The sequence below is a fragment of the Parasphingopyxis sp. genome, assembly GCF_052168295.1.
GTDB lineage: Bacteria > Pseudomonadota > Alphaproteobacteria > Sphingomonadales > Sphingomonadaceae > Parasphingopyxis.
On the sequence record NZ_JBQLZN010000086.1, the window covers coordinates 1 to 23,253 of the forward strand.

General features: G+C 62.4%; 28 protein-coding genes and 1 pseudogene. 17 read left to right on the forward strand and 12 right to left on the reverse strand.

Annotated elements, in window-relative coordinates; all coding sequences use genetic code 11:
• The first annotated feature begins 59 nt into the window (after positions 1-59).
• The 3 genes from tatA to tatC all read left to right on the forward strand — a co-directional run bounded on the left by tatA (position 60) and on the right by tatC (position 1,588).
• Positions 60-317: a twin-arginine translocase TatA/TatE family subunit gene (gene tatA / locus ACTS1Z_RS13670; RefSeq protein ID WP_442625028.1), complete on the forward strand. Its 258-nt coding sequence runs from the start codon at positions 60-62 to the stop codon at positions 315-317.
• Between the two features lie 63 nt (positions 318-380).
• Positions 381-809, forward strand: a complete 429-nt coding sequence (gene tatB / locus ACTS1Z_RS13675; protein WP_442625029.1) for a Sec-independent protein translocase protein TatB — start codon at positions 381-383, stop codon at positions 807-809.
• Positions 806-1,588: a twin-arginine translocase subunit TatC gene (gene tatC, locus ACTS1Z_RS13680; RefSeq protein ID WP_442625030.1), complete on the forward strand. Its 783-nt coding sequence runs from the start codon at positions 806-808 to the stop codon at positions 1,586-1,588. Before tatB ends, tatC begins: the two co-directional genes overlap by 4 nt.
• A 36-nt stretch (positions 1,589-1,624) precedes the next feature.
• Here the strand turns inward: tatC and ACTS1Z_RS13685 are convergent, their stop codons facing one another.
• The 3 genes from ACTS1Z_RS13685 to ACTS1Z_RS13695 form a co-directional block, all read right to left on the reverse strand.
• Positions 1,625-1,750: an entericidin A/B family lipoprotein gene (locus tag ACTS1Z_RS13685; RefSeq protein WP_442625031.1), complete on the reverse strand. Its 126-nt coding sequence runs from the start codon at positions 1,748-1,750 to the stop codon at positions 1,625-1,627.
• Between the two features lie 328 nt (positions 1,751-2,078).
• Positions 2,079-3,641 carry a sensor histidine kinase gene (locus tag ACTS1Z_RS13690; protein ID WP_442625032.1) on the reverse strand — a complete coding sequence of 521 codons (1,563 nt, stop codon included), beginning with the start codon at positions 3,639-3,641 and terminating at the stop codon, positions 2,079-2,081.
• A 29-nt stretch (positions 3,642-3,670) separates the two neighbouring features.
• Positions 3,671-3,838, reverse strand: coding sequence for a NepR family anti-sigma factor (locus ACTS1Z_RS13695; RefSeq protein ID WP_442625033.1), 168 nt, complete (start codon positions 3,836-3,838; stop codon positions 3,671-3,673).
• A gap of 221 nt (positions 3,839-4,059) precedes the next feature.
• Here ACTS1Z_RS13695 and ACTS1Z_RS13700 point away from each other — a divergent pair, with 221 nt between their 5' ends.
• The 3 genes from ACTS1Z_RS13700 to ACTS1Z_RS13710 all read left to right on the forward strand — a co-directional run bounded on the left by ACTS1Z_RS13700 (position 4,060) and on the right by ACTS1Z_RS13710 (position 5,795).
• Positions 4,060-4,863 (forward strand): response regulator, encoded by an 804-nt coding sequence (locus ACTS1Z_RS13700; protein WP_442625034.1) that lies wholly within the window; start codon positions 4,060-4,062, stop codon positions 4,861-4,863.
• A gap of 59 nt (positions 4,864-4,922) precedes the next feature.
• A complete protein-coding gene (locus ACTS1Z_RS13705; protein WP_442625035.1) occupies positions 4,923-5,060 on the forward strand; it encodes a hypothetical protein in 138 nt (45 codons plus the stop codon).
• 99 nt (positions 5,061-5,159) lie between these two features.
• Positions 5,160-5,795, forward strand: coding sequence for a sigma-70 family RNA polymerase sigma factor (locus ACTS1Z_RS13710; RefSeq protein WP_442625036.1), 636 nt, complete (start codon positions 5,160-5,162; stop codon positions 5,793-5,795).
• A 12-nt stretch (positions 5,796-5,807) separates the two neighbouring features.
• Here the strand turns inward: ACTS1Z_RS13710 and ACTS1Z_RS13715 are convergent, their stop codons facing one another.
• A complete protein-coding gene (locus ACTS1Z_RS13715; RefSeq protein WP_442625037.1) occupies positions 5,808-5,990 on the reverse strand; it encodes a NepR family anti-sigma factor in 183 nt (60 codons plus the stop codon).
• Between the two features lie 69 nt (positions 5,991-6,059).
• Between ACTS1Z_RS13715 and ACTS1Z_RS13720 the strand changes: the two genes are divergently transcribed.
• The 5 genes from ACTS1Z_RS13720 (at position 6,060) to erpA (ending at position 11,228) form a co-directional block, all read left to right on the forward strand.
• Positions 6,060-8,774, forward strand: a complete 2,715-nt coding sequence (locus tag ACTS1Z_RS13720; RefSeq protein WP_442625038.1) for a bifunctional [glutamine synthetase] adenylyltransferase/[glutamine synthetase]-adenylyl-L-tyrosine phosphorylase — start codon at positions 6,060-6,062, stop codon at positions 8,772-8,774.
• Entirely contained in the window at positions 8,771-9,235 is a 465-nt protein-coding gene (gene bcp, locus ACTS1Z_RS13725; RefSeq protein ID WP_442625039.1) for a thioredoxin-dependent thiol peroxidase, read from the forward strand. Before ACTS1Z_RS13720 ends, bcp begins: the two co-directional genes overlap by 4 nt.
• Before the next feature lie 4 nt (positions 9,236-9,239).
• Entirely contained in the window at positions 9,240-10,037 is a 798-nt protein-coding gene (locus ACTS1Z_RS13730) for a ferritin-like domain-containing protein (protein ID WP_442625040.1), read from the forward strand.
• A gap of 129 nt (positions 10,038-10,166) precedes the next feature.
• A complete protein-coding gene (locus tag ACTS1Z_RS13735) occupies positions 10,167-10,832 on the forward strand; it encodes a M23 family metallopeptidase (protein ID WP_442625041.1) in 666 nt (221 codons plus the stop codon).
• 69 nt (positions 10,833-10,901) lie between these two features.
• Positions 10,902-11,228 (forward strand): iron-sulfur cluster insertion protein ErpA, encoded by a 327-nt coding sequence (gene erpA, locus ACTS1Z_RS13740; RefSeq protein WP_299329435.1) that lies wholly within the window; start codon positions 10,902-10,904, stop codon positions 11,226-11,228.
• Here erpA and ACTS1Z_RS13745 read toward each other — a convergent pair.
• Positions 11,225-11,719, reverse strand: coding sequence for a GNAT family N-acetyltransferase (locus tag ACTS1Z_RS13745; RefSeq protein WP_442625042.1), 495 nt, complete (start codon positions 11,717-11,719; stop codon positions 11,225-11,227). The genes erpA and ACTS1Z_RS13745 overlap by 4 nt on opposite strands.
• A 52-nt stretch (positions 11,720-11,771) precedes the next feature.
• On the opposite strand from ACTS1Z_RS13745, the gene xth reads away from it, so the two are divergent.
• Together xth and ACTS1Z_RS13755 are read left to right on the forward strand one after the other, a co-directional pair.
• Positions 11,772-12,548, forward strand: coding sequence for an exodeoxyribonuclease III (gene xth / locus ACTS1Z_RS13750; protein ID WP_442625043.1), 777 nt, complete (start codon positions 11,772-11,774; stop codon positions 12,546-12,548).
• Between the two features lie 238 nt (positions 12,549-12,786).
• Positions 12,787-13,734, forward strand: a complete 948-nt coding sequence (locus ACTS1Z_RS13755) for a calcium/sodium antiporter (protein WP_442625044.1) — start codon at positions 12,787-12,789, stop codon at positions 13,732-13,734.
• A gap of 70 nt (positions 13,735-13,804) precedes the next feature.
• Here the strand turns inward: ACTS1Z_RS13755 and ACTS1Z_RS13760 are convergent, their stop codons facing one another.
• Both ACTS1Z_RS13760 and ACTS1Z_RS13765 read right to left on the reverse strand, forming a co-directional pair.
• Positions 13,805-14,110: a hypothetical protein gene (locus ACTS1Z_RS13760; RefSeq protein ID WP_442625045.1), complete on the reverse strand. Its 306-nt coding sequence runs from the start codon at positions 14,108-14,110 to the stop codon at positions 13,805-13,807.
• Between the two features lie 289 nt (positions 14,111-14,399).
• Positions 14,400-14,591, reverse strand: a complete 192-nt coding sequence (locus ACTS1Z_RS13765) for a hypothetical protein (RefSeq protein ID WP_442625070.1) — start codon at positions 14,589-14,591, stop codon at positions 14,400-14,402.
• Here ACTS1Z_RS13765 and ACTS1Z_RS13770 point away from each other — a divergent pair.
• From ACTS1Z_RS13770 to ACTS1Z_RS13780, 3 genes and pseudogenes are all read left to right on the forward strand, one after another.
• Positions 14,535-15,137, forward strand: coding sequence for an alpha/beta hydrolase (locus tag ACTS1Z_RS13770; RefSeq protein ID WP_442625066.1), 603 nt, complete (start codon positions 14,535-14,537; stop codon positions 15,135-15,137). The two genes, ACTS1Z_RS13765 and ACTS1Z_RS13770, sit on opposite strands and share 57 nt — an antisense overlap.
• Before the next feature lie 55 nt (positions 15,138-15,192).
• A pseudogene (locus ACTS1Z_RS13775) lies at positions 15,193-15,360 on the forward strand (exodeoxyribonuclease III); the annotation flags it as partial.
• Positions 15,361-15,919: 559 nt separating this feature from the next.
• Positions 15,920-16,645, forward strand: coding sequence for a hypothetical protein (locus ACTS1Z_RS13780; protein WP_442625046.1), 726 nt, complete (start codon positions 15,920-15,922; stop codon positions 16,643-16,645).
• A 14-nt stretch (positions 16,646-16,659) separates the two neighbouring features.
• Here ACTS1Z_RS13780 and ACTS1Z_RS13785 read toward each other — a convergent pair whose 3' ends face one another.
• The 5 genes from ACTS1Z_RS13785 to lptF all read right to left on the reverse strand — a co-directional run bounded on the left by ACTS1Z_RS13785 (position 16,660) and on the right by lptF (position 22,598).
• On the reverse strand, positions 16,660-17,814 hold the full coding sequence (locus ACTS1Z_RS13785; RefSeq protein ID WP_442625047.1) for an N-acetyltransferase: 1,155 nt from the start codon (positions 17,812-17,814) through the stop codon (positions 16,660-16,662).
• Between the two features lie 17 nt (positions 17,815-17,831).
• The gene (locus ACTS1Z_RS13790; RefSeq protein WP_442625048.1) at positions 17,832-18,539 is read right to left on the reverse strand and encodes a sterol desaturase family protein; all 708 of its coding nucleotides are present in this window, start codon (positions 18,537-18,539) and stop codon (positions 17,832-17,834) included.
• Between the two features lie 206 nt (positions 18,540-18,745).
• Positions 18,746-20,209 (reverse strand): lipopolysaccharide biosynthesis protein, encoded by a 1,464-nt coding sequence (locus ACTS1Z_RS13795; protein WP_442625049.1) that lies wholly within the window; start codon positions 20,207-20,209, stop codon positions 18,746-18,748.
• A gap of 82 nt (positions 20,210-20,291) precedes the next feature.
• A complete protein-coding gene (gene lptG, locus ACTS1Z_RS13800) occupies positions 20,292-21,395 on the reverse strand; it encodes an LPS export ABC transporter permease LptG (RefSeq protein ID WP_442625050.1) in 1,104 nt (367 codons plus the stop codon).
• Positions 21,396-21,398: 3 nt separating this feature from the next.
• On the reverse strand, positions 21,399-22,598 hold the full coding sequence (lptF, locus tag ACTS1Z_RS13805) for an LPS export ABC transporter permease LptF (RefSeq protein WP_442625067.1): 1,200 nt from the start codon (positions 22,596-22,598) through the stop codon (positions 21,399-21,401).
• Between the two features lie 140 nt (positions 22,599-22,738).
• Between lptF and ACTS1Z_RS13810 the strand changes: the two genes are divergently transcribed.
• Complete coding sequence (locus ACTS1Z_RS13810; RefSeq protein WP_442625051.1) at positions 22,739-23,251, forward strand: DUF2141 domain-containing protein; 513 nt, start codon at positions 22,739-22,741, stop codon at positions 23,249-23,251.
• The last annotated feature ends 2 nt before the right edge of the window (positions 23,252-23,253 follow it).

Sequence of the window (23,253 nt, forward strand, 5' to 3'; positions counted from 1 at the left end):
CTCGAACTGGAATCCGCCGAACAGGATGACTAACTAGGCCGCGGATAAGGAGAAATTTCATGGCTTTAGGTCCGTGGCAAATTGTAATTATCGTACTGCTTATCGTCCTGTTTTTCGGACGTGGGCGGATCTCGGATATGATGGGCGATCTCGCGAAAGGCATCACGAGCTTCAAGAAGGGCTTGCGTGATGACGAGAATGAGGGCGAGCAATCGTCGTCCTCGTCGGAACCGCCGCGCATCGCGCCGCAACCCGCGCCGCCCGCCCCGCCGTCCGACGCGACGGTCGAAGCGAAGCGCGAGGATAGCGCCAGCTAGAATCTTCGTGCCCGGCCGCGACGGCCGGACATTTTCTTCGCGCTTTGAGGGTGGTCGGCGCCTATGTTCGATATCGGTGCAATAGAGCTGTTGCTGGTCGCAGCCGTGGCGCTCATCATTATCGGCCCCAAGGATTTGCCGATCGCGATGCGCACCGCCGGCCGCTGGCTTGGGCAGTTGCGCGCTATGACCGGCCATTTCAAGGTCGGCATCGACGCCATGATCCGTGAGGCGGAGATCGAGGAGCAGGAGAAGGTCTGGGCGGAGAAGAACGCGCAGATCATGCGCGATCACCCGCCGGAGAAATATCGCGATCAGGAAGGCGGGGCGTCCGACGATGACGCGCAAATGAAGCCGCTCGACAAGCCGCAAACGACCGAAACCGACAGCACCGAAAGCGAACAGCCGTCTGCCCCGGGCGATGAGGCGAACGAGGCCGAATCCCAACTGCCGTTGCTCCCGGACGAACCGAAACCGGATCGCAAGGCATGAGCGAAGACGCCGAAATCGACGAGAGCAGCGCGCCGCTCATCGATCATCTGATCGAACTGCGCAATCGGCTCCTATGGTGCTTTCTCGGCCTCGCAATCGCCTTCGGCGTCTGCTTCTATTTCGCCACCGAGATCTTCGAATTTCTGGTCCAGCCGCTGACGGAAGCGTTCGCGGAAGGCGAGGGCCAGCTCATCTACACCCAGCTTTACGAAGCCTTTTTCGTGGAGATCAAGGTGGCCGTATTCGGCGCTTTCGTCGTCGCATTCCCGTTGATTGCGAACCAGATCTGGGCCTTCGTCGCGCCCGGGCTGTACAAGAACGAGAAGGGCGCATTCCTGCCTTTCCTGTTCGCGACGCCCGTGCTGTTCACCCTCGGCGCGGCGCTGGCCTATTATATCGTCATGCCGGTCGCATTCCGCTTTTTCCTTGGATATCAGGGGGAAGTAGGCGGGCTCAACCAGGAGGCGTTGCCCGCAGTCGGCAGCTACCTCTCGCTGGTGATGCGATTCATCATCATTTTCGGGATCGCATTTCTGTTGCCGGTGCTGATCCTGCTCCTGAACCGGGCCGGAATCGTCGATCGTGCGCAGCTCGTCAAAGCCCGCAAATATATCATCGTCGGCGCGTTCATCATCGCGGCGATTTTCACGCCGCCCGATCCGGTAACGCAGCTCATGCTCGGCATACCGCTATGCCTGTTGTTCGAACTGACGCTGGTGATCATCTGGTTCACCGACAAGCGGCGGCAGAGGAAGGAAAAACAGGCGGAAACGGCCTGACGGCGACGCTTTGAACGTTACCGCTCCGAAGGATCGTTACTCGGCCACTTCTTCCACGGTTTCGCCGACGCTCTGAACATCACGGCCGATCCCGGCAACGGTGTTGCAGGCCGACAGTGCGAAACTGGCCACGACCAAGGATATGACGGCAATTTTCGGCATGGAAACACTCCTTCACAGACGCCGATGGAATCGGTCCGCGATAATATCAACCGAATGAGTAGCGGCTGACAAGCTCTCCGCGGTTCGATCCCGGTTCGAGGTTCCTCACGGGCATTTCTCCGCGCCAGAAATATTTAAACCCGGAAACGCCTTCCGGGGGGATGGAGGCGTTTCCGGGCTAAATGTTTGGACAGCGAGAGCGGGGGGCAAAAAGGTCGCTATCCGAACAAGAAAACGACGGGCGGGGCATTTGGTTCCCGCCGAAGGCAAAAAAAATCGAAAAAATTTGAAACACCTTACTTTTCAATACGTTAAATCGACATTTTTCTCAAGGAAATTGCAGCGTCGGGATCATTATCGTGAATAATGTCCCCGATTCTTCCTCATCCAGACTGGCTTGCAGCTGCCGTGCCATCCCCGTCAGTACGCGCCGATAGCGCGCGAATTCTTCGCGCTGCGACGCCTGTGCCAGGGCCTGGGAGCGTACGGATAGCCGCGCGGAACGGTCGGCGAGAGCGGTAACGGCGATCGCGATCTCGACCCGCGTTTCGCTCAGCATCGCCAGTTCGACGAGCTCGGTGACGAGAAAACAAGCCGGCGCCGCGATATCCTGGCCGACGCGTACCGGATCGATATCGAGCATAATCGCAATCTCGACGGAGGCGGGCGCGCTCTGCTGCAAACCCGAGGCGAGCTCGGCGAGGACGGGACGCAGCGGCAACCCTGCGTCCTTCTCCAGCTCGGCGAACAGATTGCGCTGCACGATGGCCAGTGCATCGACCCGCCGCTGTATCGAAGCATAGGCGGCCGCGCCGTCCTCCGATTTCGCCGATCGCGCATGCAGGTTCAGCAGGCTCGCGATGATCTGCAGATTGTTTTTCACCCGGTGATGCACTTCGCGCGTCAGGCGCGTCTGTTCCTCCAGCCCTGCGGCCAACTGCTCTTCGTGGCTTTGCAGCGTGTCGAATGTTTCCTCGAACGCATCGCCGAGTTGCTGGATCTCGATGGCCGCAATCGGGAGATTGGGGGTGGCGAATTCGGTTTCGCCATTGGCATGACCGATGACCGCTTTCCGCAATTCGCGCAGCGGGCGGATCAGAAGCAGAGTGATGGCGATCCAGCCGAGAATCGCGGCGACGACCCACATGAGCACGGGCAGCGCTATACTGAACATTTCCGATACGCTGAGTGGTGCCCGCTCGAAACTCGCACTGAGCGTCATACCGGTGTCGCCGATCGGTTCGCTGGCAGTCAGGATCGGGTCTTCGGCGGAATGATCGGCCCATGGCCGGATGACGACGGTCTCATCGCCGCCGGAAAGCGCGATCTGATAGTTTCTATCGAGCACACTCGGTTGCGGCAGCAGAGCCATGGATTCGCGGGTCAGGACCATCGTCCCGGCCAGTGTCCCGCCCCGGTCGGCAAAGGACAGGATCACCGCGGGCGTTTCGGCATCGAGTATGGTCGCCGTCGCGCCGGGTTCGGGTCGCTGCACGGGCATGGCAGCGACACTGTCCACACCGATCGCGCATATTGCCGCGTCATCGCTGTTCCGGATGACGAGCGCGGCAAGATCGGGCTCCGCACCGAAGATGTCGACCAGTATCGCGTCGCAATTCTCCCGGCCATCTTCGCTGGCCGCTATCTGCATGACGGCAGACTGCAGCTCCTGGCGATAATCGGCTATCGAGCGCTCAAGATGGTTGGCGCCGACTTCCGCAAGCAGATTGACCTCGGCGAGCCGGTCTTGGCGCGCGCCTTGTGCCTGGTTCACCGAGTTGAGGACTGCGACGACGCCGAGCGGCAGCAACGCGATCCCAAGGAGAACCAGGGTTATGAGGCTGGTCGGAAGTTTGGCGGAACGATTGTGTCGCGGATTCGCAGAGGTCATGCCGGTTTCCGTCTGAAAACGGCCTCTCTTCAGTCGAGTTTTCCGAGCAAATCCAGCATTTCTGCCGGTATCTCCTCGTTGACCGCATCTTCATAGGCGGAACGCAGCGCGTCCCCGATATCCGACTTTGATGGGTTCCCGGAATCGCCTTGAGGCTGTTCTTCGGGCTTACCCGGCTTTTTTTCACCAGAAGCCAAGCTGTTTCCCCGGAAAAGTGTCGCGATCCACAGTCTTACTAGCCATAAGCGGTTGCATTTCGCAACTCTCAATTTCCCGTGCGGCCTCTGTCGCTCTGCACGCTGCGCGCCCCAACCATGCCTGCGATGGTCCGAACGATGTGGAACCTGCGCTTTGGTCTTGAGTTCTATTCCCAGAACCGCGTACGCAGAACATAGTCAGGTCCGAGGAGAAGATACCCATGGCGTCATTGGGCGAACAGCTTGCCCCCCATCTTGCGATGCTGCGGCGATTTTCCCGCGCCCTGACCGGCGATCAGCAGCAGGGCGATGCCCTTGTTCGGCTGACGCTCGAATCGATCGTCGCCGATCCGCAGAGTTTCCCCAACGATGTCGATCCCCGTCTGGGGCTCTATCGTAGCTTTCTGGATATCTGGCGGTCGACCGAAAGCGGTGATGCGTCGGCGCCGGGTAGCGCAGGCTTACAGGAGCGCGAGGCCATTGCCGGCGCCCGGCTGGCCATGATCGAGCAGGTGCCGCGTCAGGCGCTCCTGCTGTCGGAAGTGGAGGGATTCGATCACCGCGGCATCGCCTATCTGCTCGACCAGCCCAATGAAGCGATCGATCAGCTGATTGCAGAGGCGCGGGCCGATATCGAACGGCAGCTCAAAACGGCCGTATTGATCATCGAGGACGAACCGATCATCGCGATGGACCTGGAAGCCATCGTACGCGACCTTGGCCATGATGTGACCGGTATCGCCGTGACGCGGGACGAGGCCGTGCGCGAGGCGGAGAGCCGGACGCCGGGGCTCGTTCTCGCCGATATCCAGCTTGCAGACGACAGCTCGGGCATAGATGCCGTTCAGGACATATTGAATGTGATGGACGTGCCTGTCATCTTTATTACAGCGTTCCCGGAGCGTTTGCTGACCGGTGAACGGCCGGAGCCAGCATTTCTGATCACGAAACCGTTCCAGAAATCGACCGTCAAGACAGCGATTGCGCAAGCGCTGTTTTTCAACCAGACGACTGTCCCGGCGTAAACGAGAACATATATCGAGACGCGGCCGCATCGAAGGGCCGCTAGAATTGAGGGAATATAATGACTGACGATGAAACGCATCTGAGCAAGACCGAAGCGCGAGCGGGCCGAACGCCGCATATGACGCGCGTTATTCTGATCGTGTCGCTGCTCCTGGTGATCGTCGTATTCGGTATCTTGTTCTGGGGCGGAGTGTGATTTCGGATCGGATTTCGGTAGCCCTCGAGATGTGCGTGGGCTAAACCTTTGACATTGCAGTCAGATCGAAGGCCGATAGGCTGCTTCGGGGGGACGTGAATGGCCGACGAGCCGAACGAGGCAGAAGAAAAGAGCAATGCGGACGAGAAATCGCAACCGCTGAGCGACGCCGCGTTCAAAGAACAGCTTGCACAGGTTATTCCGCATTTGCGCGCATTCGGCCGGTCCCTGTCGGGCAACCGCGACACAGCCGACGACCTGGTTCAGGAGACGCTGCTCAAGGCCTGGGCCGCGCGTGAACGCTTCCAGGCGGGCACCAATATGCGCGCATGGACGTTCATCATCCTGCGCAACCTGTTTCTCTCCCAGATGCGCCGATCCAAATTCAAGGGCGAATGGGACGATCTGACCGCCGACAAGCTGCTCGCCGCGCCGGCAAGCCAGGACCGGCACGTCGAGCTGGGCGATATGCAACGCGCTCTCATGGAACTGCCGGAAACCCAACGCGAGGCGTTGATCCTCGTAGGCGCGGGCGGCTTTGCCTATGACGAGGCGGCGGAGATCTGCGGGTGCGCCGTCGGCACGATCAAGAGCCGCGTCGCGCGTGGCCGCACGGCGCTCGAAGCCATTTTGGAAGAGGGCAAGCTCAAACCGCGCGGGCGTCACGACAGCGACGACGAGAAGACCGCGCTTCAGGAGATCATGAGCGAAGTGGACGATCTCAGCAATCGCTGAGCCCGTACTGTCTCAGTGCAGAGCCTTTAAGAGCTTTTCGAACTCTTCCGGCACGTCCTCGTCCACATCCTGCTGGAACGATTCGCGCAGGCAAGCGCCGATGGCGTCCGGCCTCTTCGCGGCAAAGCCGAGATTGAGATGGCCGTCCGATTCGCCGCGGGCTTTCGCGCGATCCAGGGATGGGCTGTCGCTCATGATTGTAAAACGCCGCTAGCACCCAAAAGTTGCATCGGGCGGCTATTTGCCGGATTTGCTTGCCTCGTAATGACGCAATCCCACGCTCGAACCCGGATATCGGATGCCTTGGACCGGGCGCGTGCGCACGCGCCCTTTCTCAAGCGGCTGATGGAGCGCCACCCCGATTTCGTCGCGAAGATGGAGACGGCCCCACTTTCCCCTCAATTCGATGACTTTACGACGTATCTTGAACAGGATCGCGCGGACGCGGTTCGGGCCTTGCGCATCGACCGTCAGAAGCTGGCGCTCTACGCGGCGATCGGCGATCTTTCGGGTACGTTCGATCTTGTCGAAACGGTTACGCTGCTCTCCGACTTTGCGGATCACGCGCTCGACGAGGCCATCCGGACCGCCTTTGCCGAGCGTATGCCCGATTGCACGCCCGCCGGATTTGCGGCCATCGCGCTCGGCAAGCATGGCAGCCGCGAACTCAACTATTCGTCCGATATCGACATCGTCTTCCTGTTCGATCCCGAAACGCTGCCCTGCCGCCCCAAGGAAGACCCGCAGCAATCCGCCATCCGGCTCGGGCGTCTCGTCGCCAAGCTTCTCAATGACCGTACCGGCGACGGTTATGTGTTTCGTGTCGATCTGCGGCTGCGCCCGTCGCCCGAAATCACGCCGATCGCGCTCTCGATCGGCGCCGCGATCGCGCATTACGAGACGATGGCGGAACTGTGGGAGCGTGCAGTCTTTATCCGCGCCCGTGCGGTGGCAGGCGATATCGGGCTCGGGAAGCGATTCCTGGCGGCCATCGAACCCTTCGTCTGGCGCCGCTCGCTCGATTTCAGCGCGATCAAGGCGATCCGCGCGATGTCGCACCGCATCCGCGATCATTATGCGCAGGGTCAGAAATTCGGCCCCGGCTACGATCTCAAACGCGGCCGGGGCGGAATCCGGGAGATCGAGTTCTATGCGCAGGTCCATCAACTGATTCATGGCGGCCGCGAGCCGGAATTGCGGGCGCCGGCGACACTGGATGCGCTTTCGGCCCTCGCCGACCGTAGCCACATACCGCTGCCAGATGCCGAACGATTGGCCGACGCCTACCGGCTGTTCCGGACGGTCGAGCACCGGCTGCAGATGATTGAGGATCAGCAGACGCACAGCCTGCCGGAAGAGACTGCGGCGCTGGATTCCGTTGCGCGGCTGGACGGACGCCGCGATGGCGCGGAATTGCTCGACTTGCTGACCGGGCCGGTCGCCTATGTCGGTGCGCTTTACGACGAGCTGGAAGACGATGATGTAGACCGGCTGCCTACAGATGGCGCGCTTCTCGAGACCGCGCTGGAGCGGATTGGCTTTCGGGCGCCGGAAGATGCGCGCCGCCGGATCGAGGGATGGCGTGGGGGGAAGGTTCGGTCGACCCAATCTTCGGTAGCGCGCGAAGCGCTCGAAGCCGTGCTCCCGGCGCTGATCGCCGAGATGGGGCGATCGCCCGATCCGATCGGCGCGATCAATCGCTTCGACGTCTTGCTCGATCGCCTGCCAAGCGCGGTGAACCTTTTTAACCTGCTCGACGCCCGTCCGGGCCTTGGCCGTCTGCTGGTCGACGTGCTCAGCCATGCGCCCGCGCTGGCCGATGAGCTGGCCCGCCATGCCGAACTGTTCGACGGCCTGATCGACGCGAGCGCGCTGGACCCGCCGGAGCCGCTCGACGAACTGACGGAAATTCTCCGTACCCGGAGCGCTTCCGAAGATTATCAGATAATACTTGACCGGATGCGGCAACTTGTCGGCGAAGAGCGGTTCGCCCTCGGTGTGCAGCTCATCGACGGGCGGAGTGATCCGCTGGACGTCGCAGGCGGTTACGCGCGGGTGGCGGAGGCGGCGCTGACGGTGCTGGTCGACGCCGCGATTGCCGAGTTCGAAAAGGTGCACGGCCAGATAGACGGATGCGATCTCGTGATACTCGCATTGGGGCGGTTGGGCGGCGAGGCACTGACCCATGCGTCCGACCTCGATCTCGTCTATCTTTTCACCGGCGATCACGCCGCTCAGTCGGACGGTGACAGGCCGCTGGGTGCGACGACCTATTTTCAGCGCCTTGCCCAGCGCGTGACCGCCGCGCTCAGCGTGCCGACCGCTTCCGGGCCACTGTACGAAGTGGATACGCGGCTTCGGCCCTCGGGCGCACAGGGGCTGCTGGCCGTGTCGTTCGACAGTTTCGCGACCTATCATCGCGATAATGCGTGGACATGGGAGCATATGGCGCTCGCCCGGGCGCGCCCGGTTTACGGGCCGGAAGAAGCGCAGGACACGCTGCGCCGGATGATCGCCGAAATATTGAACCGTAATCGCGCGCCGGCGGAGCTGATCGCCGATGTCCGGGCGATGCGCGCGGAAATGAGCGAGCACAAGCCGCCTGCCGGTCCCTACGACGTCAAGCTGGTCGAGGGCGGGCTCGTCGATCTCGAATTTTGCGTCCACCTGCTCCAGCTCTGGCATCGCGTTGGACTGCACCCGCAATTGCCGAGGGCGATCGCCGAGCTGATCGAAGCCGAACTCGTCGATCCCGCTTTGGCCGACGCGCATGATCTGCTGACGCGTATGCTGGTCACGTTGCGGCTCGTCGCCCCGTCGTCCCAGGCGATCGCAGAAGCGAGCCTGGCGCTTGTCGCCGAACGGTGCGGCAAGGAAAATTGGGACGCGCTGGTTGCGGACTATGACCGGGCGCGGCAATGCGTGCGGAGCGAATGGCGCAGGCTTGCGCTCAATCACGATGAAGGAGATGACGAATGATCGAGGAAGGTCAGGCCGCGCCTGATGTGACGCTGCAGTTGCCGGATGAAAGCGAAGTGAAGCTCAGCGACTATCGCGGCAAACCGCTCGTGTTCTATTTCTATCCCAAGGACGACACGCCCGGGTGCACGAAAGAGGCGATCGCCTTCACCGACCTGGCCGGCGAATTCGAAAAGGCCGGTGCCAAGATCCTCGGCGTCTCGAAGGATCCGCCCGCAAAGCATGTGAAATTTGCCGACAAACACGACCTGAAGGTCGATCTCGCGACCGATGCCGATGGGTCGGTGACCGAGGCGTTCGGCGTATGGGTCGAGAAGAACATGTACGGCCGCAAATATATGGGTATTCAGCGCGCGACCTTCCTGATCGATGCCGACGGAACGGTCGCCAAGGTCTGGCCCAAGGTGAAAGTCGCGGGCCATGCCGAAGCAGTGCTCGAGGACGTGAAAGCGCTCGGATAGCTCGATGAGCGTGGCGAGTGTCACGTCGGCCGCCGCTTCCGTGCTGTGCGCGGCGCAGCCCAAGGACAAGGTCTTTGCGGCCCGGTCCGTGGCACGAGACTGGCGGCTGGGGCGGCTCGCCCATGTCTTCGACGAAGCGATGCCCGACCGGCCGGCACGGCCCGTCCGGCCGCAACTCCTGCCGCCGGCGCAGATGCCACGCCGCGGCAAGGGCGGGTCGGAGCGCGGACGGATCGCGATGCTGCACGCGCTCGCCCATATCGAGTTCGTCGCCATCGATCTCGCTTTCGACATGGCCGGGCGGTTCGGCGGGGAGTTTCCCCGTGCGTTCGTGGACGACTGGATGCGGGTGGGCGCCGAAGAGGCGATGCATTTCGCACTGCTGGACCGGCGGCTCCGGTCGCTCGGCTCAGGCTACGGCGAATTGCCCGCGCATGACGGCCTCTGGGAATCGGCCGAAGCGACGGCGCATGATCCGCTCGCGCGGCTGGCGATCGTGCCGATGGTGCTGGAAGCGCGCGGCTTGGATGTCACGCCAGCGACCATAGACCGGTTCGAAAAAGCCGAAGATCTGACCTCGGCGCGCATTCTGGCGCGGATCATGACCGATGAGGTCCGCCATGTCGGATTCGGCGTCAAATGGTTCGAATTTCGTTGCAAAAATCTTAATATTGCACCGCAACAGACCTGGCGATCGCTTGTCGAACGCTATTTTGGCGGCCGTCTGAAAGCGCCATTCAACGACTCAGCGCGTCGACAAGCCGGTTTGACCCGAGATTTCTACATCGCGCTTGCCAGTTAGACGGTTCGTTAACAATGTCGGCGCAGATCGGGGGTTGAGAGGCGTTTTTGCTCTCATCCAAATAGTGTTTCACTCGATTTGTGCGTCATTTTCGGTCGCAAATCGGCAATAACGGGTCGCAAAACCGCTATGGTCTCAACTATTTTTACCAAGCCCAGCCAGATTCTGTCCGCTCTGGGTTATGTATGTGCCGCTTTTCTCGCCAGCTTCGCCGTCACGGCGCCGGCGACTGCACAAAATACGCACGCCGGTGCGGAAAGTTCCGAAGTGCGGGCGCTGTTTGCGAGCTGGCGTCAGGACGAGCGGCAACGCCGTGGCGTCATGGCGATCCCTTCGGCTGAACCGGTCACGAACGGCTATCGCATGAGCAGCGGTTTCGGCATGCGCCGTCACCCGGTGCTCGGCGGCCGCCGCATGCATAACGGCCTCGATATGGCCGGCCCGGTCGGTACGCCGATCTATGCGACTGCGGATGGCATTGTCGGCCGCGCGCAATGGCTGGGCAGCTATGGCAAATATGTCGAGATCAACCATGGCGGCGAGATCCAGACGCGTTACGCGCATTTGTCGCGGATCCTGGTCGAGCCGGGCGCCCGTGTAACGCGCGGTCAGCTGATCGGCCGCATGGGCTCCACGGGCCGCTCCACGGGCAGCCATCTCCACTATGAGGTGCGGATTTCCGGTCGCGCGGTCAATCCGATGCCGTTCATGACGTCCAGCGACTATCTCGCGCAGATCGCGGCCGCGGACACGGCCACCGAGACTTCCGGCACAGCGATCGGCGGCGGCCAGTAAACTTGCGTCCGTTCGGGCGACCGACTTGTCGCCCCAGCGCAGCTCACCTATCTTAGTGCAATGACCGATGTGATCGATATCGATCTGACGCCTTCCGCCGCCGAGCGGGTAGCGGCCATTGCCGAACGGCAGGGCAAGCCCGCCATCTTGCGGCTGGCGGTCGATGGCGGCGGTTGTGCGGGCTTTCAGTATCGCTTCGAGCTCGCCGACAGCGTAGAGGATGACGATGTGCTGGCCGAGCGCGACGGGGTGAAGCTCGTCGTTGATACGATCAGCCTCGATCTCGTGCGCGGCTGTTCGGTCGATTTCGTCGAAAATCTCGGCGGCGCGGCATTCCAGGTCAACAATCCGAACGCCCAGTCGGGTTGCGGCTGCGGCACCAGCTTTTCGGTCTAGTCCGCTCCCAACAACATCGCGACCCGCGTCGCGGGGTCGAAACCATCTGCATATTCCTCCTCGAGTTCGGCCTGGATGCCGGGCGAGGGGTCTGGCCATTCCGCAAAGCCGAGCGACGCGTAGAAGGGCATATTCCAGGGAATTTTGCGGTCCGTGATCAGCGCGATCGCTGTGCCGTGTCCGCGCGCATGGCCGATGGCATGCTGCATGAGCTTCCGTCCGATCCCGCGGCCTTGAAAATCCGCCCCGACGGCGAGTTGGTCGATATAGATCAGATCATCCACGGCATGCGCGCAGACGAAACCGGCGATCCGCTCGTCCTGTTCCCAGATCCAGAGCCGGTCCTCGCCGAGGCTCCGTTCGTAGCGGTCGCGTGCTGGCGGCCATTTGCCGATCGCCCATTCCAGATGCGTGCCGCGAAACAGCGTATCGGCGGATTCCTCTATGGCCCCGACCGCGTCCAGTTCCTCGCTGCGCGCCAAGCGTATCAAATCTTGCCTCCCGGCTGGCACCATCACCGCGATCGGGGCATAAGGCCTTCCCATGAAAATCGCGACCTACAATGTGAACGGCATCAATGCCCGGCTGCCGCGGCTCACCGAATGGCTCGACGAGCAGAAGCCGGACGTAGTGTGCCTGCAGGAGCTGAAGGGCGACGGCGACCGGCTGCCGGTGAAAGCGATCGAAGAGGCGGGCTATGGCGCGATCTGGCTGGGGCAGAAGGGGTTCAACGGCGTGGCGATCCTCGCGCGCGATGCCGAACTGAAGGAGCATCAGCGGGGCCTGCCCGGCGATGATGAAGACGAGCAGAGCCGCTATATCGAGGCCGAGATCGGCGACCTGATCGTTGCTTCCATTTACCTGCCCAACGGCAATCCGCAGCCCGGCCCCAAATTCGATTACAAGCTGGCTTGGATGGAGCGGCTGCTCGCGCGCGCCGAAACGCTGTTCGCGACAGAACGCCCGATAGTGCTCGCGGGCGACTACAACGTCATCCCGACCGATAACGACGTCCACTCGCCCGCCGCGATGGAAGACGATGCGCTCACCCAGCCCGAAAGCCGCGCCGCCTTCCGCCGGCTCGCCGCGATGGGCTGGACGGATGCGATCCGCGCGCGTTTTCCGAACGCCAGGATATGGACCTATTGGGATTATCAGGCCGGCGCCTGGCAGCGCGATGCGGGCCTTAGGATCGATCATCTGATGCTGAGTCCGGTGGCCGCCGACCGCTTGCTCGATGCGGGCGTGGACAAGGAATATCGGGGCCGGGAGAAGGCGTCTGACCATACGCCGGTCTGGATTGAACTGGCGGAGGGATAGCGGCCGCGAAAAGTGTTTGGCAAAATATCGATCGCCCGCTTGATTACTGCGCCGAACTCACCAATTGGCGAGACACTTGCATTTCTGCTTTGGCGTCGGCCGGCGCCAAGCCTCGCAAGCATACCATCGTGGTGACCGGCAGGGTATCGAGAATGGTTCGTTGTTGGTTGCACTCTCAGCACGCCGGCCGAAAGGCATGTATCGTGAATGACGCTGCCTGGGCGTTCGCGTTCGTCAGATGACCGCTATATTGATTCTAGCGGGCCTGTTCCTGTTAGCCCTCGGCGGCGAACTCTTGGTGCGCGGCGCGGTCGGCATTGCGCGCAATCTCGGCGTCTCGCCGTTGCTTGCAGGCCTTACGATCGTCGGCTTCGGCACGTCGACGCCGGAGCTCGTCACCAGCATCAATGCGGCGACGGCCGGCTATCCCGGTATCGCGCTCGGCAATGTCATCGGGTCGAACATCGCCAATATCCTGCTCATTCTCGGGATTTCTGCACTCATTCTCCCACTCGCGGTCGAGCCGAAAGCCTTTTTGCGCGACGGCGCCACCCTGATCGCGGCGACCATTGCATGTGCGATCTGCGTCTTGATCGGCGATCTCGGCCGCATTGTCGGCACGGCTCTGCTCGTCGCTCTCGCGGCCTATATTCTGATCGCCTATCTCAGCGAACGGAGCGTGCCGGATCCGGCCGGCGAAATGCATGCGCATCTTTCCGAAGATGTTACGCCGCTCGCGCACAGAACGTCGGCGCTGGCGATCATGGTGGCGGCAGGCATCACGGCAGCAATCTTCGGAGCGCAACTGCTCGTCGACGGCGCAGTGGCTCTGGCGCGCATCTGGGGCGTTTCCGAAGCGGTCATCGGGTTGACGGTGGTCGCGATCGGGACGTCGCTTCCCGAACTTATCGCCTGCGTGGTCGCGGCGGTACGCCGACATGCCGATGTGGCGCTCGGCAATGTCGTCGGGTCCAACATCTACAATATTCTGGGCATCCTGGGCGCCACGGCGCTCGTCGAACCTTTGTCGGTACCACCGGAAATCGCCCAAACGGACATCTGGATACTGCTCGCCGCGACCGCACTTCTCATCCTCTTCCTGCGGACGGGCTGGACATTGAAACGCTGGGAGGGCGCGGTGTTCGTGGCGCTCTATGCCGGATATTGCCTGATGCTTTTCCGATAAAGGGTAGCGGTCGGATATCGCCAAACGGCGTCGCGCTGAGATAGATCTTCTTCTTGGCGTGGTGCTTTCGTCAAAGATACGGAACTATTGCGAACGCCAGAGCGGCCGCGAATGCACCGTAGACGAGCAGGGCCAGACTGGCGTCGCCGCCGCGAGAGATCTGCCTTCGAAACTCGCGCTGGAAGGCCGTGATCTGCACGCCGATACTCTCGTCGCAGGTCAGCAGCGCCGTATCGATGGCCGGTGCCGTCCGGTAGAATTGTATCAGTTCGCGCATTTCGCCATCATCCAGTTGGGGATAACGCGTCAGCAGCTCGGCGATGCGAATGCGGTTCTCGGGATTGCCCTCGCGGGCGAAATTGACAGCGACCGTCATGGCCTTGATCCGGGGGAACAAAGGAGCGGACCCCCACGCATCGCCGGAAACCCGGCGATGCCTAATTATACGCGCTCGCATATCGACTTGAAATAGAAAAATGGAGTTCGCGCCACTCCACAAACGCGCGGCTCGCGCCGCCCAAATCGGGTGCGGCGCGGACAACCATCTCTGTTGAGTATCGCAGGCGTCGAGCCGTCGTTCGCGTAGCCGATGCCGATCGAAGCGAAGGACTTCGGCGAAGCGGCTCGATGGCACCCGCGCGACTGGAATGCGCTGTCCGGTCAAGCTAACAGGGCGGTCGATGCAAAGCATGGGTTTCAAGAGCGGTGATGTGCTCCTTCGTGCGGATCGCCTCGGTTCGGGCCCGGGCGCGCTTCTCCTGCACGCTGGCGGCGAGCGGCGTACCGTTTGGCATCCGGTAATGGAAAAGCTCGCGGCGGCCGGGTTCTCGGCGATGGCCGTCGATCAGCGCGGTCATGGCGAGAGCGGCGGAGAGCGCGCGGACGGCGTCTGCATGTTCCGGCGGGACGCACGCATTGCACTGGGCCAAATGCGCGGTTTCCCCATCGTCGTCGGCTCGTCGCTCGGCGGGTTTGCCGCTTTGCTGGCCCTTGCAGACGAGGCGGTCCAGCGGGATACCGCGGGACTGGTGCTCGTCGACGTGACGCCCGATCCCGAGCCCGTGCGGACCCGCGCTTTCCTCGCCGACACGACGCAGCCCGACCTGGCCGAGAACCCGTTGGTTGAAGATATTCTGGGCCGCGCAGATGAGTTACGCGCAGCCGCCAGGGCGATGCGGCTGCCGGTTCTGTTCGTGCAGGCCGGGCAAGGCGCCGTTTCCGAAAATGAGGTCGACGCGCTCCGACTGCTGATTCCGCATCTGGAAACTGCAATGGTTCCGGATGCCGGCCATCTCGTCGCGCGCGACGCTCCGGAGGCACTGGCGGCGATCCTCGTCGATTTCCTGAACAGCCGTGCCGTTCGAGAGCGTCGTCCGGAACAAGTTGGACCGGGCCGAAGATAAACTGGGCGGAGCGTCGCATGCGCGCTTTCCCGCGGCCCGGATACGGACCTAACGGGACTATCAGACCGGCGCCTGGCAGCGCGACGCAGGCCTCAGGATCGATCATCTGATGCTGAGTCCGGTGGCGGCCGACCGGCTCGTCGATGCGGGCGTCGACAAGGAGTATCGCGGCCGGGAAAAGGCGTCCGACCATACGTCGGTGTGGATCGAGCTGGCCGAGTGATCGCTTCGCCGCCAAAGTTCCCATTCGGTTGACACGGAACCGGGCCGGACCGGCGCAAAGTTCCCGCCCCGTTGATACGTGCTACTTTCCGCCGCCCCATCACGCCATCCGCGTGGGACAGTGCGGCGCGCAAATTTGCGCTCGGCAGTTTGGCATGATCGGGCGCGCGGTCCGGGATCGTATCGATATCGAGAAAAGCGGCCAGCCGCGCCTCGCGCCGCCGCGTGGCCGCCGTCCATGCCGCGGCGAAGGCCGGATTGCGGCGGCGCAGCTTCGTCACCGACCGCCGCGACAGCCCGAGCGCCGCGCAGGACGCGCCGACCCTACCGCTCGCCTCGAACAGCGACAGAAAACACCGCATCCGCCGCACCGTCCAGCCCGATGCGCGATTCCGGACAATCGCGGCGGAGAGGGGATCATGCGGTGCCTGCGTCATCCGTCAGAATGGCACATGCTTTGTCCTACATTGCAAGGATCCGCCTTGCGCTGACATAGATTTGCCGTTTGCCGCCAAACATGGCTCTGTTATCGGGGAACCACTCTGACCGGAGTAGATCGAATGCGAAATTTCACGCGGCACACAATAGGGGCCTCCCTCGCCGGCGCGGCGATGTTGGCGCTGGTATCTTGCGGTGGCGGCGGTGCCCGATCGGAGGATAATGGCGAGGCCGTCGATACGGCGGCGGATCACGAGATGATGGCCTTACCGGTTGAAAATCGGCTGGCCTTCATGACCGGGCATGTCGAAGCGGGACTTGCACTTTATCGGGCAGGAGAGCCTGAAATGGCCGCACCGCACTTGCTGCATCCGGTCTCCGAAACCCATGCCGACGAGCGCGCTGGTTTGGAAGAATTGGGGTTCGAAGCGGCACTGTTCGAATCAGTCTCCGAAGCGTTGGAACAGGGACGACCAGCGTCAGAGATCGAGGAACAGCTAAGCGCGGCGCAAGCGAATTTGCGCGAGGTCCGGGAACGCGCCGGTGGCGATCCGGCGGAAATCGTCCGCTTCCTGATGACGACTGTCATCGAAGAATACGAGATCGCGATTACCGATGGCAGCGTGTCCGATCCCGGAGAGTATCAGGACGCGTATGGCTTCTCGGTCGTCGCGCGTGAATTAGCTGAAAGCCTGAATGCGGAAATATCGCAACAGGTCCTTGGCGAGATCGACGCGCTTCTTGCGCTCTGGCCAGAAGAAGCGCCAATTCCGCCGGACGACCCTGCCTCGGTCGAGCAGGTCAGAGAGCATGTTGCCAGAGTGAGAGCCGCGCTACCGCCGCAATAATCCGGCGCCTGCCCCTAAAGCCCCTTCTTATACACCGAATAGACCCGGTTGATCTCGCCATTGATCGCATCGGCGATGGCGACCATTCCCTGATTGTCTTCGAGGATCCAGCCGACTTCGGCGATGTCTGCCTGCATGGTTTCGACGCCCCAGCGGCGGATATATTCGATCATCATGAAGGCGAGCTGGCTGGCGAGACGGCTGTTCTGATGCTCGGGGAGGACGCCCATGAGCGGCACGCGGCCGATCTTCCAGCGCTTGCGCTTCAGCTTCCACAGGAGCTTCGCCCAGCCTAAGGGCAGCAGCGAGCCGTTCATGTCGATGAGCGCCTCGTTGACGTCCGGCAGGGCGAGCATGAACGCTGCGGGCTCGCCGTCATATTCGGCGATCAGGTTGATCGACGGATAGATAACCGGCTTGAGTTTGCCCTTGATATATTGGACCTCGCGGGGCGTGATCGGGACGAAGCCCCAATTCTTGCTCCAGGCCCGGTTGAGGATCGAGAGAATCAGCTCCGCTTCTTCGTCGAAGCGGTTCATGTCGATCGGCCGGACGTTGATCTTGGCGTTGCGTTCGCCCGATGCGACGATCCGGTTCACGATTTTCGGAAAGCCCTCGATGATCGGCACGCGATAGGTGAGCAGCTGCTTGACCTCGCCATAGCCGGCCGCCTCGATCCAGCCCTGATAGGCGGCATTGTGATGGCCCATCATGATCGTCGGCGGATGATCATGGCCCTTGGTCAGAAGGCCCGGTTCGTCCCATACCGACAGGCTCATCGGTGCGATGACGCGAGTCATGTCCTGATCCCGAAGCCAGTCCTCCGCGGCAGCGATCAGCGCGTGCATCACGGCTTCGTCGGCCGCCTCCATCATTCCCCAATTGCCGGTGCCCGGTCCCATGCCCTGCTCGACCGGCTGTTCGAGTGCGAGATGGTCGATATGCGCCGAAATGCGTCCGACCGGCTCGCTCCCGCGCCAGGCGAGGAAGAGCTGGACGGTCGCATGTTCGTAGAAGGGGTTCTTGTCGCGGTTCAGCAGCTCGAACACGTCCGAACGCAGCGGCGGTACCCAGTGGGGGGTGCCGCTGTTGAGCCGATAGGCGATATCGACGAACGTCTTGAACTCCGCCTTGTCGGTGACCGGGCGGACGGCGATTTCTGCAGTCATGCCGCTGGTTGCGAGAGCTAGTTCTGTGTGCGCTGCGTCGGATGCCCGGTGGCGACACCGCCCGAGAGCTCAGCGACCCAGGGATAGCGCTTTGCGGTTTCCGGCGTGTAGCCGAGATTGAACACCGTCTCGCTCTTCTCCTTGCGATCCGGGCGCTCGTAGAATGTGCCGAACGCCTTGTCCCAGAAAAAGCTGGTGATGCCGAAATTGCCAGACTCGTCATGGAAGTGATGCGCCATGTGCCGCGCCTTCATCTTCGCAAGCCACTTGTTGCGCGGCTTGTACTTCAGATGCTGTACGCAGTGGCAGAACTCGTAAACGCAAGTGATGAGCATGCCCATCGCAACGGCCATCGCCGCGCCGCCGACACCGCCGATCGCCCAGCCGATCGGGCCGAGCAGGATGAAGATCGTGGGCAGCGTCGTGTAGAGCGCCCCGAACAGCACTTCGAGATGGTTCGGATCCTGGTGGTGATCGTAATGGATGCGCTTCCAGACCGGCGAGAACATCTTGGTCTTGTACATCCACTGGCCGTGCAGCACCCAGCGGTGCAGCACATACCAGGCGAGCGGGTAGAACAGGATCGCGGTCACGATCGTCGCGCCCGTCTGCAAGAGCGTCGCCGGATTCCATGCGTAAACGCCCAGCGCCACCGCCGAGAGCACCAGATAGGTGATGATCGCCGGATACTGAAAATAGGCGACGACCAGTTCCTTCAGGGTCATTTTGTCCAGATAGTGCGACCGATTCCAGATGCCCGGGCGCGCTGTAGCTGCGGCTCTCACGTCAAACTTCCTTTAATCTCTTATCTTTGCGATTCTGCTAGCAAGGCAGCCATTCGCCGTAAGCCTGTCCATATGAACAGGCAATGAGGCAGCTTTGCGACGAAAATCGCACAGTTCTTGTACCCTAATTTGAGGGCGATTTGCGCTTATGCAAGCCGCAATTTCCTGCCGAGCGCGCCCAGCGCCGCGCGGTCTTCGCGGTCGAGCCCGATTCTCAGGGTGATCCAGCATAACGGCGCGATCGTCGCGAGCAGCAGAATCGCGCGGATCGGTGCGGCGAGCGGTTCGAGAGCCAGTCCTGCGGCCGCCAGAAGGCCAAGACCGAGCCCGCCCGCGAGCAGCCCGCGCAGAAAGAGGAAATCGAACGGCACCAGTCCGTCGCTGAGCCACAGCTCGAACACGGCAGCGAGCGCGATGACGACCGCGCCAATAGCGACGGCGATCGCCATGCCTTCCGCACCCAGGCCCGGCGCGAGGATTGCCGCCAGCCCGCCCCAGACGGCGATCCCGATCGCACTGTTCAAGAGCGGCAGCAGGCGATGCCCGGTCATCTCGACGATCGGTGTCGCCGGGCCGAATATCGCTTCGCCCATCCGCCCCAGCGTCAACGCGACCAGCGCGGCGAGCGCCGCCCCGGCGCCCGGTCCGAACAGGCTCAATATATCCGAGGCGAGGAGGATCAAGAGGCCGCCGAGCGGCAGAACGAGCGCCGCGGAAAGCCGCGAGGAGAAGGCGTAAAGCGGTGCGATTTCGGCTCGGTCGAGCGCAGCCTGCGCCGAGCTGAGCGGGGCGAGGACGTAGAGAAACGCCTGGCGGACGATCAGCGGTACGGATGCGACCTTCCGGGCAATCCCGAACAGTCCGGCTGCCGTCGCACCCTGCGCGCCCGGCAGCATGACGTTGAGGATGATCGGCGGCAGGTCGTTCAAGACGCGCCGCGCGATTGCGCTCGGCGAAAGGGCAATGCCCGAAACGAGCACATTCGCGCGCAGCGGCTTGGGCACCGGCACGCGCAGCATCAGGCCCAGATCGTAATAGCGGCCGAGCAGGCGCACCGAGAGAATGGCCACCAGCGCCAGCGACAGGAGATGGGCGAGCAGCAGCCCGCTGCTCGTAAATCCGGCGAAGAAGAAACCGACAGCGAAAACCAGCCGCGCGCATTGCTCCCAAAAGATGCGTAGGCGGATTTCCGGGCCGAAGGCGCGCCGCGCCCGCGCCGCCGATGTGGCGATCTCGACGAAAGTCCAGAGCGGCAGCGCCCAGGCGAAAAGCGCGATCATCTGCGGAAGCCGGGCGGCATCCTCGGGCGAGGCGGACACCCATTGCGCGATCTGCGGCGCGAAGAACGTTACGGCGGCGGCGATCAGGCTGGCCGGAATCACGGTCACGAGCAGCGCGAATTTCACCGCGCCATGGGCGGCTTCCTCGTCCTCGACCGGCACGATCCGCTGCAGCGCCTGGGTGAGCGACAGATCGACGATCTTTTCGGCCATGTTCACCGCCGACCAGAGGACGACGTACAGTCCATAGGTCGCGATGCCGAAGAGCCATGTGTAGATCGGCTGGGCGATCACCTCGATCAGCGCACCGAGCCGCGCCAGCGCCGCCATGCCAGCGCCATGGGCGACATCGCCCCTCTCGACCGTTTTTCCGGCGACCGCTTTTCCGTTATTCCCGCCCCGCCTTATCGCTTCATTCCTCGGTTCGGATCAGCACCGCTTCGCCGATCAGCAGGAACAGGAAGAAGGGCGCCCAGGCCGCGAGCATCGGCGGATAGGCGCCGATATTGCCCATCGCGAGCGCGAAATTGTCGGCGACGAAATAGGTGAAGCCGAGCGCCATGCCGATGATCGCCCGGATGAAGAGCTGGCCGGACCGCGCAAGCCCGAAACCGGCGACCGCGCCGAGCAGCGGCATGAGGATCGTCGACAGGGGGCCGGAAATCTTGTGCCAGAGCCCGGCCTCGAGCGACACGGTGGACCGGCCGGCCGCCTGTAGATCGGCGATCGCCTGGCGCAGCTCGAAGAAGCTCAGCGATCCCGCTTCGACATTGGCGAGCGTGAATTGATCCGGCGTGACGCCTTCGGCAATGATCAGTTCGTCCGGATTGTCCTGCTCGATCGCCGAAACGTCGAATTGCTGCGGATTTTCGAGCCGCCAGCCCGAGCCGGTATAGGTCGCGCGTTCGGCGCTGACGAGATACTCGATCACCCCGCCCGTCCGGTCGTACACGGTTACGCCCTCGAGGATCGCGTCGTCGCCGCGTCCCGAAACGCTGCGCGCATTGATAAGATCGTTGCCGTCGCGGACCCAGACATTGGTCGCCTCGGCGCTCTGGTCGGGAATCGGTCCGTATTCGACCGACTCCCATGCCGCGAGCGTTGCATAGGATGGCGCGACCACCCGCTCGTTGAACACGAACAGTATGATGGCGATGATGAAGCTGGTGAGGATCAGCGGGGCGAGGATCTGATGCGCGGACGCGCCGGCCGCTTTCATGGAAATGATCTCGCTGTTCGCATTCATCGAACTCAACGCGATCAGCGTGCCGAGCAGCGCGGCGAAGGGCAGGAACCGCTCGATCAGTTGGGGCACGCGCAGCGAAACATAGAACCAGAGCTCCGCCTCGCCATTGCCCTCGGGCGCAAGTATCTGGCCGGATTCGCCGAGTAGGTCCAGCGTCATCAGGATCACGACGAGTCCGCCGAGCACGGCAAAGGTGCGCGTCACGAAAATCTTCGCCATGTAGAGCGAGATCGTCCGCGAGGGGAAGAACTGAAACTGCGGGGCGTGCACGGATCAGCTGCCGACCGGACTGCGCCTGCGCAGGAACAGCTTGCGGACGCCCCGGGCGATTTTCGAAAAGCCCTTTTCCAATGCGCCGATCGGCTGCCCGCCGGGCACATAGGCGATATGGTAGTACATCCATATGATGAGCCCCGCGAAGACGACGAACGGCACCCATAAGGATATCAGCGGATCGACCCGGCCGAGCGCGGCCAGATCCTCCCCATATTGGCATATCTTGTGATAGGTCGTGATCATCACGACAGACAGGAATACGCCGAGCGCGGATGTCGATCGCTTGGGCGGCACGGCCAGCGCGACGGCCAATAGCGGCAGCAGGAACATCATCGCGATCTCGGCCATCCGATAATGAAAATTGGCTCGGCTCGCGAGCCGCAATTCCTCCGGCGCGCTCTCGTCTCCGCCGACCCGGACCAGCTCGAAGAGCGTGAGTTCGCGATGTTCGCCGCCACGCCCCCTGAATTGTTCGATGCGCGGCAGGTCGATCGGCAGATCGTGGCTTTCAAAGGCCAGCACGCGCGGGCTTTCGAAATCGGCCTGGTCGTGGATCAGCCGGCCATTGGTGAGCCTGAGCAGGATCGTGTCTTCCTCGTCGGTCGCCATGAACGTGCCCTGTTCGGCCGAAACGGAAAGCTCGCGCCCTTCGGGCGATGTCGTGCGCACGAAAATGCCCGAAAGGTCGCGCCCGTCATTGGTGCTTTCCTCGACCCGCAGCGTCATATTGCTGCCCAGATTGTTGAACTCGCCGACATTGATCGATGCGCCGAGCGCGCCGGAACGTAGCTCGAACTGGAGGTTCTCGTACGAATAGCGGGCGATCGGCTGGAAATAGCTGACGATCAGCAGGTTCAGCAGCACGAAGCCGACGGTGAAGATATAGGGCACGAACAGCAGGCGCCGATAGCCGATGCCGCAGGCCTTGAAGACGTCGAGTTCCGAGGACAAGGCAAGTTTGCGGAAGGCGAGCAATATCCCGAGCAGCAGGCCGACGGGAATTGCGAGCGACAGATATTCGGGCACGAGATTGGCCAGCATCTGCCAGACCACGTTCACCGGACCGCCCTCGCGCGCCACAAAATCGAACAGGCGCAACATCTTGTCGAGCACGAGCAACATGGCCGCAATGACCAGCGTCGCGACCAGCGGGACGATGATCAGCCGGAACATATAGCGGTCGGTGGCAGTGAAAATTTGCAAAGTTCAGACGCTCCGTGACCATATTTTGGCCGCAAGCATTGGCGATATCTGACGGAAATAGGGGATTAGTTTGAATTTTGCCATGCCCGATCCGGGCAAATCGGCGTGGCAGGTCCCGTTGGAGTGAGTTTTCGATGCTGAAGAGTAAGTTTTTTGTCGCATCTGCTGCCGTGTCCCTGGCAGCCATGGCGAGTGCCGCCAATGCCGGCACGCGCGTGCCGAACGACATGTCGCAGTGCCGCGCGGGCGCCGGCGGCTCGGCCGCGCTCGTCCAGGTGGTCGGGTTTCGCGATTCGAACGGCCGCGTGCGCGTCCAGTCCTATCGCGGCGACGATAGCTGGCTCGAACGCGGTCAGTGGCTCCACCGGGTCGATATCCCGGTCCGGCCGCGCAACCGGAATATGACGGTCTGCCTGCCGCTGCCGGGCCCCGGCACATACGGAATCGCCGTGCGGCACGACAGCAATGGCAACAACCGGTCCGACCGGCGCGACGGCGGCGGCTTTTCGAACAATCCGGATATCTCCTTTCCCTTCAACCTCGAACCCGATGTCGACGAGGTCCGCTTCCGCGCGGGCTCCGGCGTGACGCGCGTCAGGATCGTGCTCAATTACATGCAGGGCACGTCGATCGAGCCGATCGGCTAGCT

What these genes read in the sequence shown, in the direction of transcription:
- bcp (WP_442625039.1), top strand. Translation starts at nt 8,771, where the DNA reads ATGATCGAGGAAGGTCAGGCCGCGCCTGATGTGACGCTGCAGTTGCCG.
- ACTS1Z_RS13790 (WP_442625048.1), bottom strand. Translation starts at nt 18,539, where the DNA reads ATGACCCTGAAGGAACTGGTCGTCGCCTATTTTCAGTATCCGGCGATC.
- ACTS1Z_RS13810 (WP_442625051.1), top strand. Translation starts at nt 22,739, where the DNA reads ATGCTGAAGAGTAAGTTTTTTGTCGCATCTGCTGCCGTGTCCCTGGCA.
- ACTS1Z_RS13765 (WP_442625070.1), bottom strand. Translation starts at nt 14,591, where the DNA reads ATGACCGCGCTGATCGACGGCCATCGCCGAGAACCCGGCCGCCGCGAG.
- ACTS1Z_RS13755 (WP_442625044.1), top strand. Translation starts at nt 12,787, where the DNA reads ATGACCGCTATATTGATTCTAGCGGGCCTGTTCCTGTTAGCCCTCGGC.
- ACTS1Z_RS13770 (WP_442625066.1), top strand. Translation starts at nt 14,535, where the DNA reads ATGGAAAAGCTCGCGGCGGCCGGGTTCTCGGCGATGGCCGTCGATCAG.
- ACTS1Z_RS13730 (WP_442625040.1), top strand. Translation starts at nt 9,240, where the DNA reads ATGAGCGTGGCGAGTGTCACGTCGGCCGCCGCTTCCGTGCTGTGCGCG.
- xth (WP_442625043.1), top strand. Translation starts at nt 11,772, where the DNA reads ATGAAAATCGCGACCTACAATGTGAACGGCATCAATGCCCGGCTGCCG.
- ACTS1Z_RS13700 (WP_442625034.1), top strand. Translation starts at nt 4,060, where the DNA reads ATGGCGTCATTGGGCGAACAGCTTGCCCCCCATCTTGCGATGCTGCGG.
- ACTS1Z_RS13785 (WP_442625047.1), bottom strand. Translation starts at nt 17,814, where the DNA reads ATGACTGCAGAAATCGCCGTCCGCCCGGTCACCGACAAGGCGGAGTTC.
- ACTS1Z_RS13685 (WP_442625031.1), bottom strand. Translation starts at nt 1,750, where the DNA reads ATGCCGAAAATTGCCGTCATATCCTTGGTCGTGGCCAGTTTCGCACTG.
- ACTS1Z_RS13690 (WP_442625032.1), bottom strand. Translation starts at nt 3,641, where the DNA reads ATGACCTCTGCGAATCCGCGACACAATCGTTCCGCCAAACTTCCGACC.
- ACTS1Z_RS13735 (WP_442625041.1), top strand. Translation starts at nt 10,167, where the DNA reads ATGGTCTCAACTATTTTTACCAAGCCCAGCCAGATTCTGTCCGCTCTG.
- ACTS1Z_RS13780 (WP_442625046.1), top strand. Translation starts at nt 15,920, where the DNA reads ATGCGAAATTTCACGCGGCACACAATAGGGGCCTCCCTCGCCGGCGCG.
- tatA (WP_442625028.1), top strand. Translation starts at nt 60, where the DNA reads ATGGCTTTAGGTCCGTGGCAAATTGTAATTATCGTACTGCTTATCGTC.
- tatB (WP_442625029.1), top strand. Translation starts at nt 381, where the DNA reads ATGTTCGATATCGGTGCAATAGAGCTGTTGCTGGTCGCAGCCGTGGCG.
- ACTS1Z_RS13720 (WP_442625038.1), top strand. Translation starts at nt 6,060, where the DNA reads ATGACGCAATCCCACGCTCGAACCCGGATATCGGATGCCTTGGACCGG.
- ACTS1Z_RS13715 (WP_442625037.1), bottom strand. Translation starts at nt 5,990, where the DNA reads ATGAGCGACAGCCCATCCCTGGATCGCGCGAAAGCCCGCGGCGAATCG.
- tatC (WP_442625030.1), top strand. Translation starts at nt 806, where the DNA reads ATGAGCGAAGACGCCGAAATCGACGAGAGCAGCGCGCCGCTCATCGAT.
- ACTS1Z_RS13710 (WP_442625036.1), top strand. Translation starts at nt 5,160, where the DNA reads ATGGCCGACGAGCCGAACGAGGCAGAAGAAAAGAGCAATGCGGACGAG.
- ACTS1Z_RS13705 (WP_442625035.1), top strand. Translation starts at nt 4,923, where the DNA reads ATGACTGACGATGAAACGCATCTGAGCAAGACCGAAGCGCGAGCGGGC.
- ACTS1Z_RS13760 (WP_442625045.1), bottom strand. Translation starts at nt 14,110, where the DNA reads ATGACGGTCGCTGTCAATTTCGCCCGCGAGGGCAATCCCGAGAACCGC.
- ACTS1Z_RS13795 (WP_442625049.1), bottom strand. Translation starts at nt 20,209, where the DNA reads ATGGCGGCGCTGGCGCGGCTCGGTGCGCTGATCGAGGTGATCGCCCAG.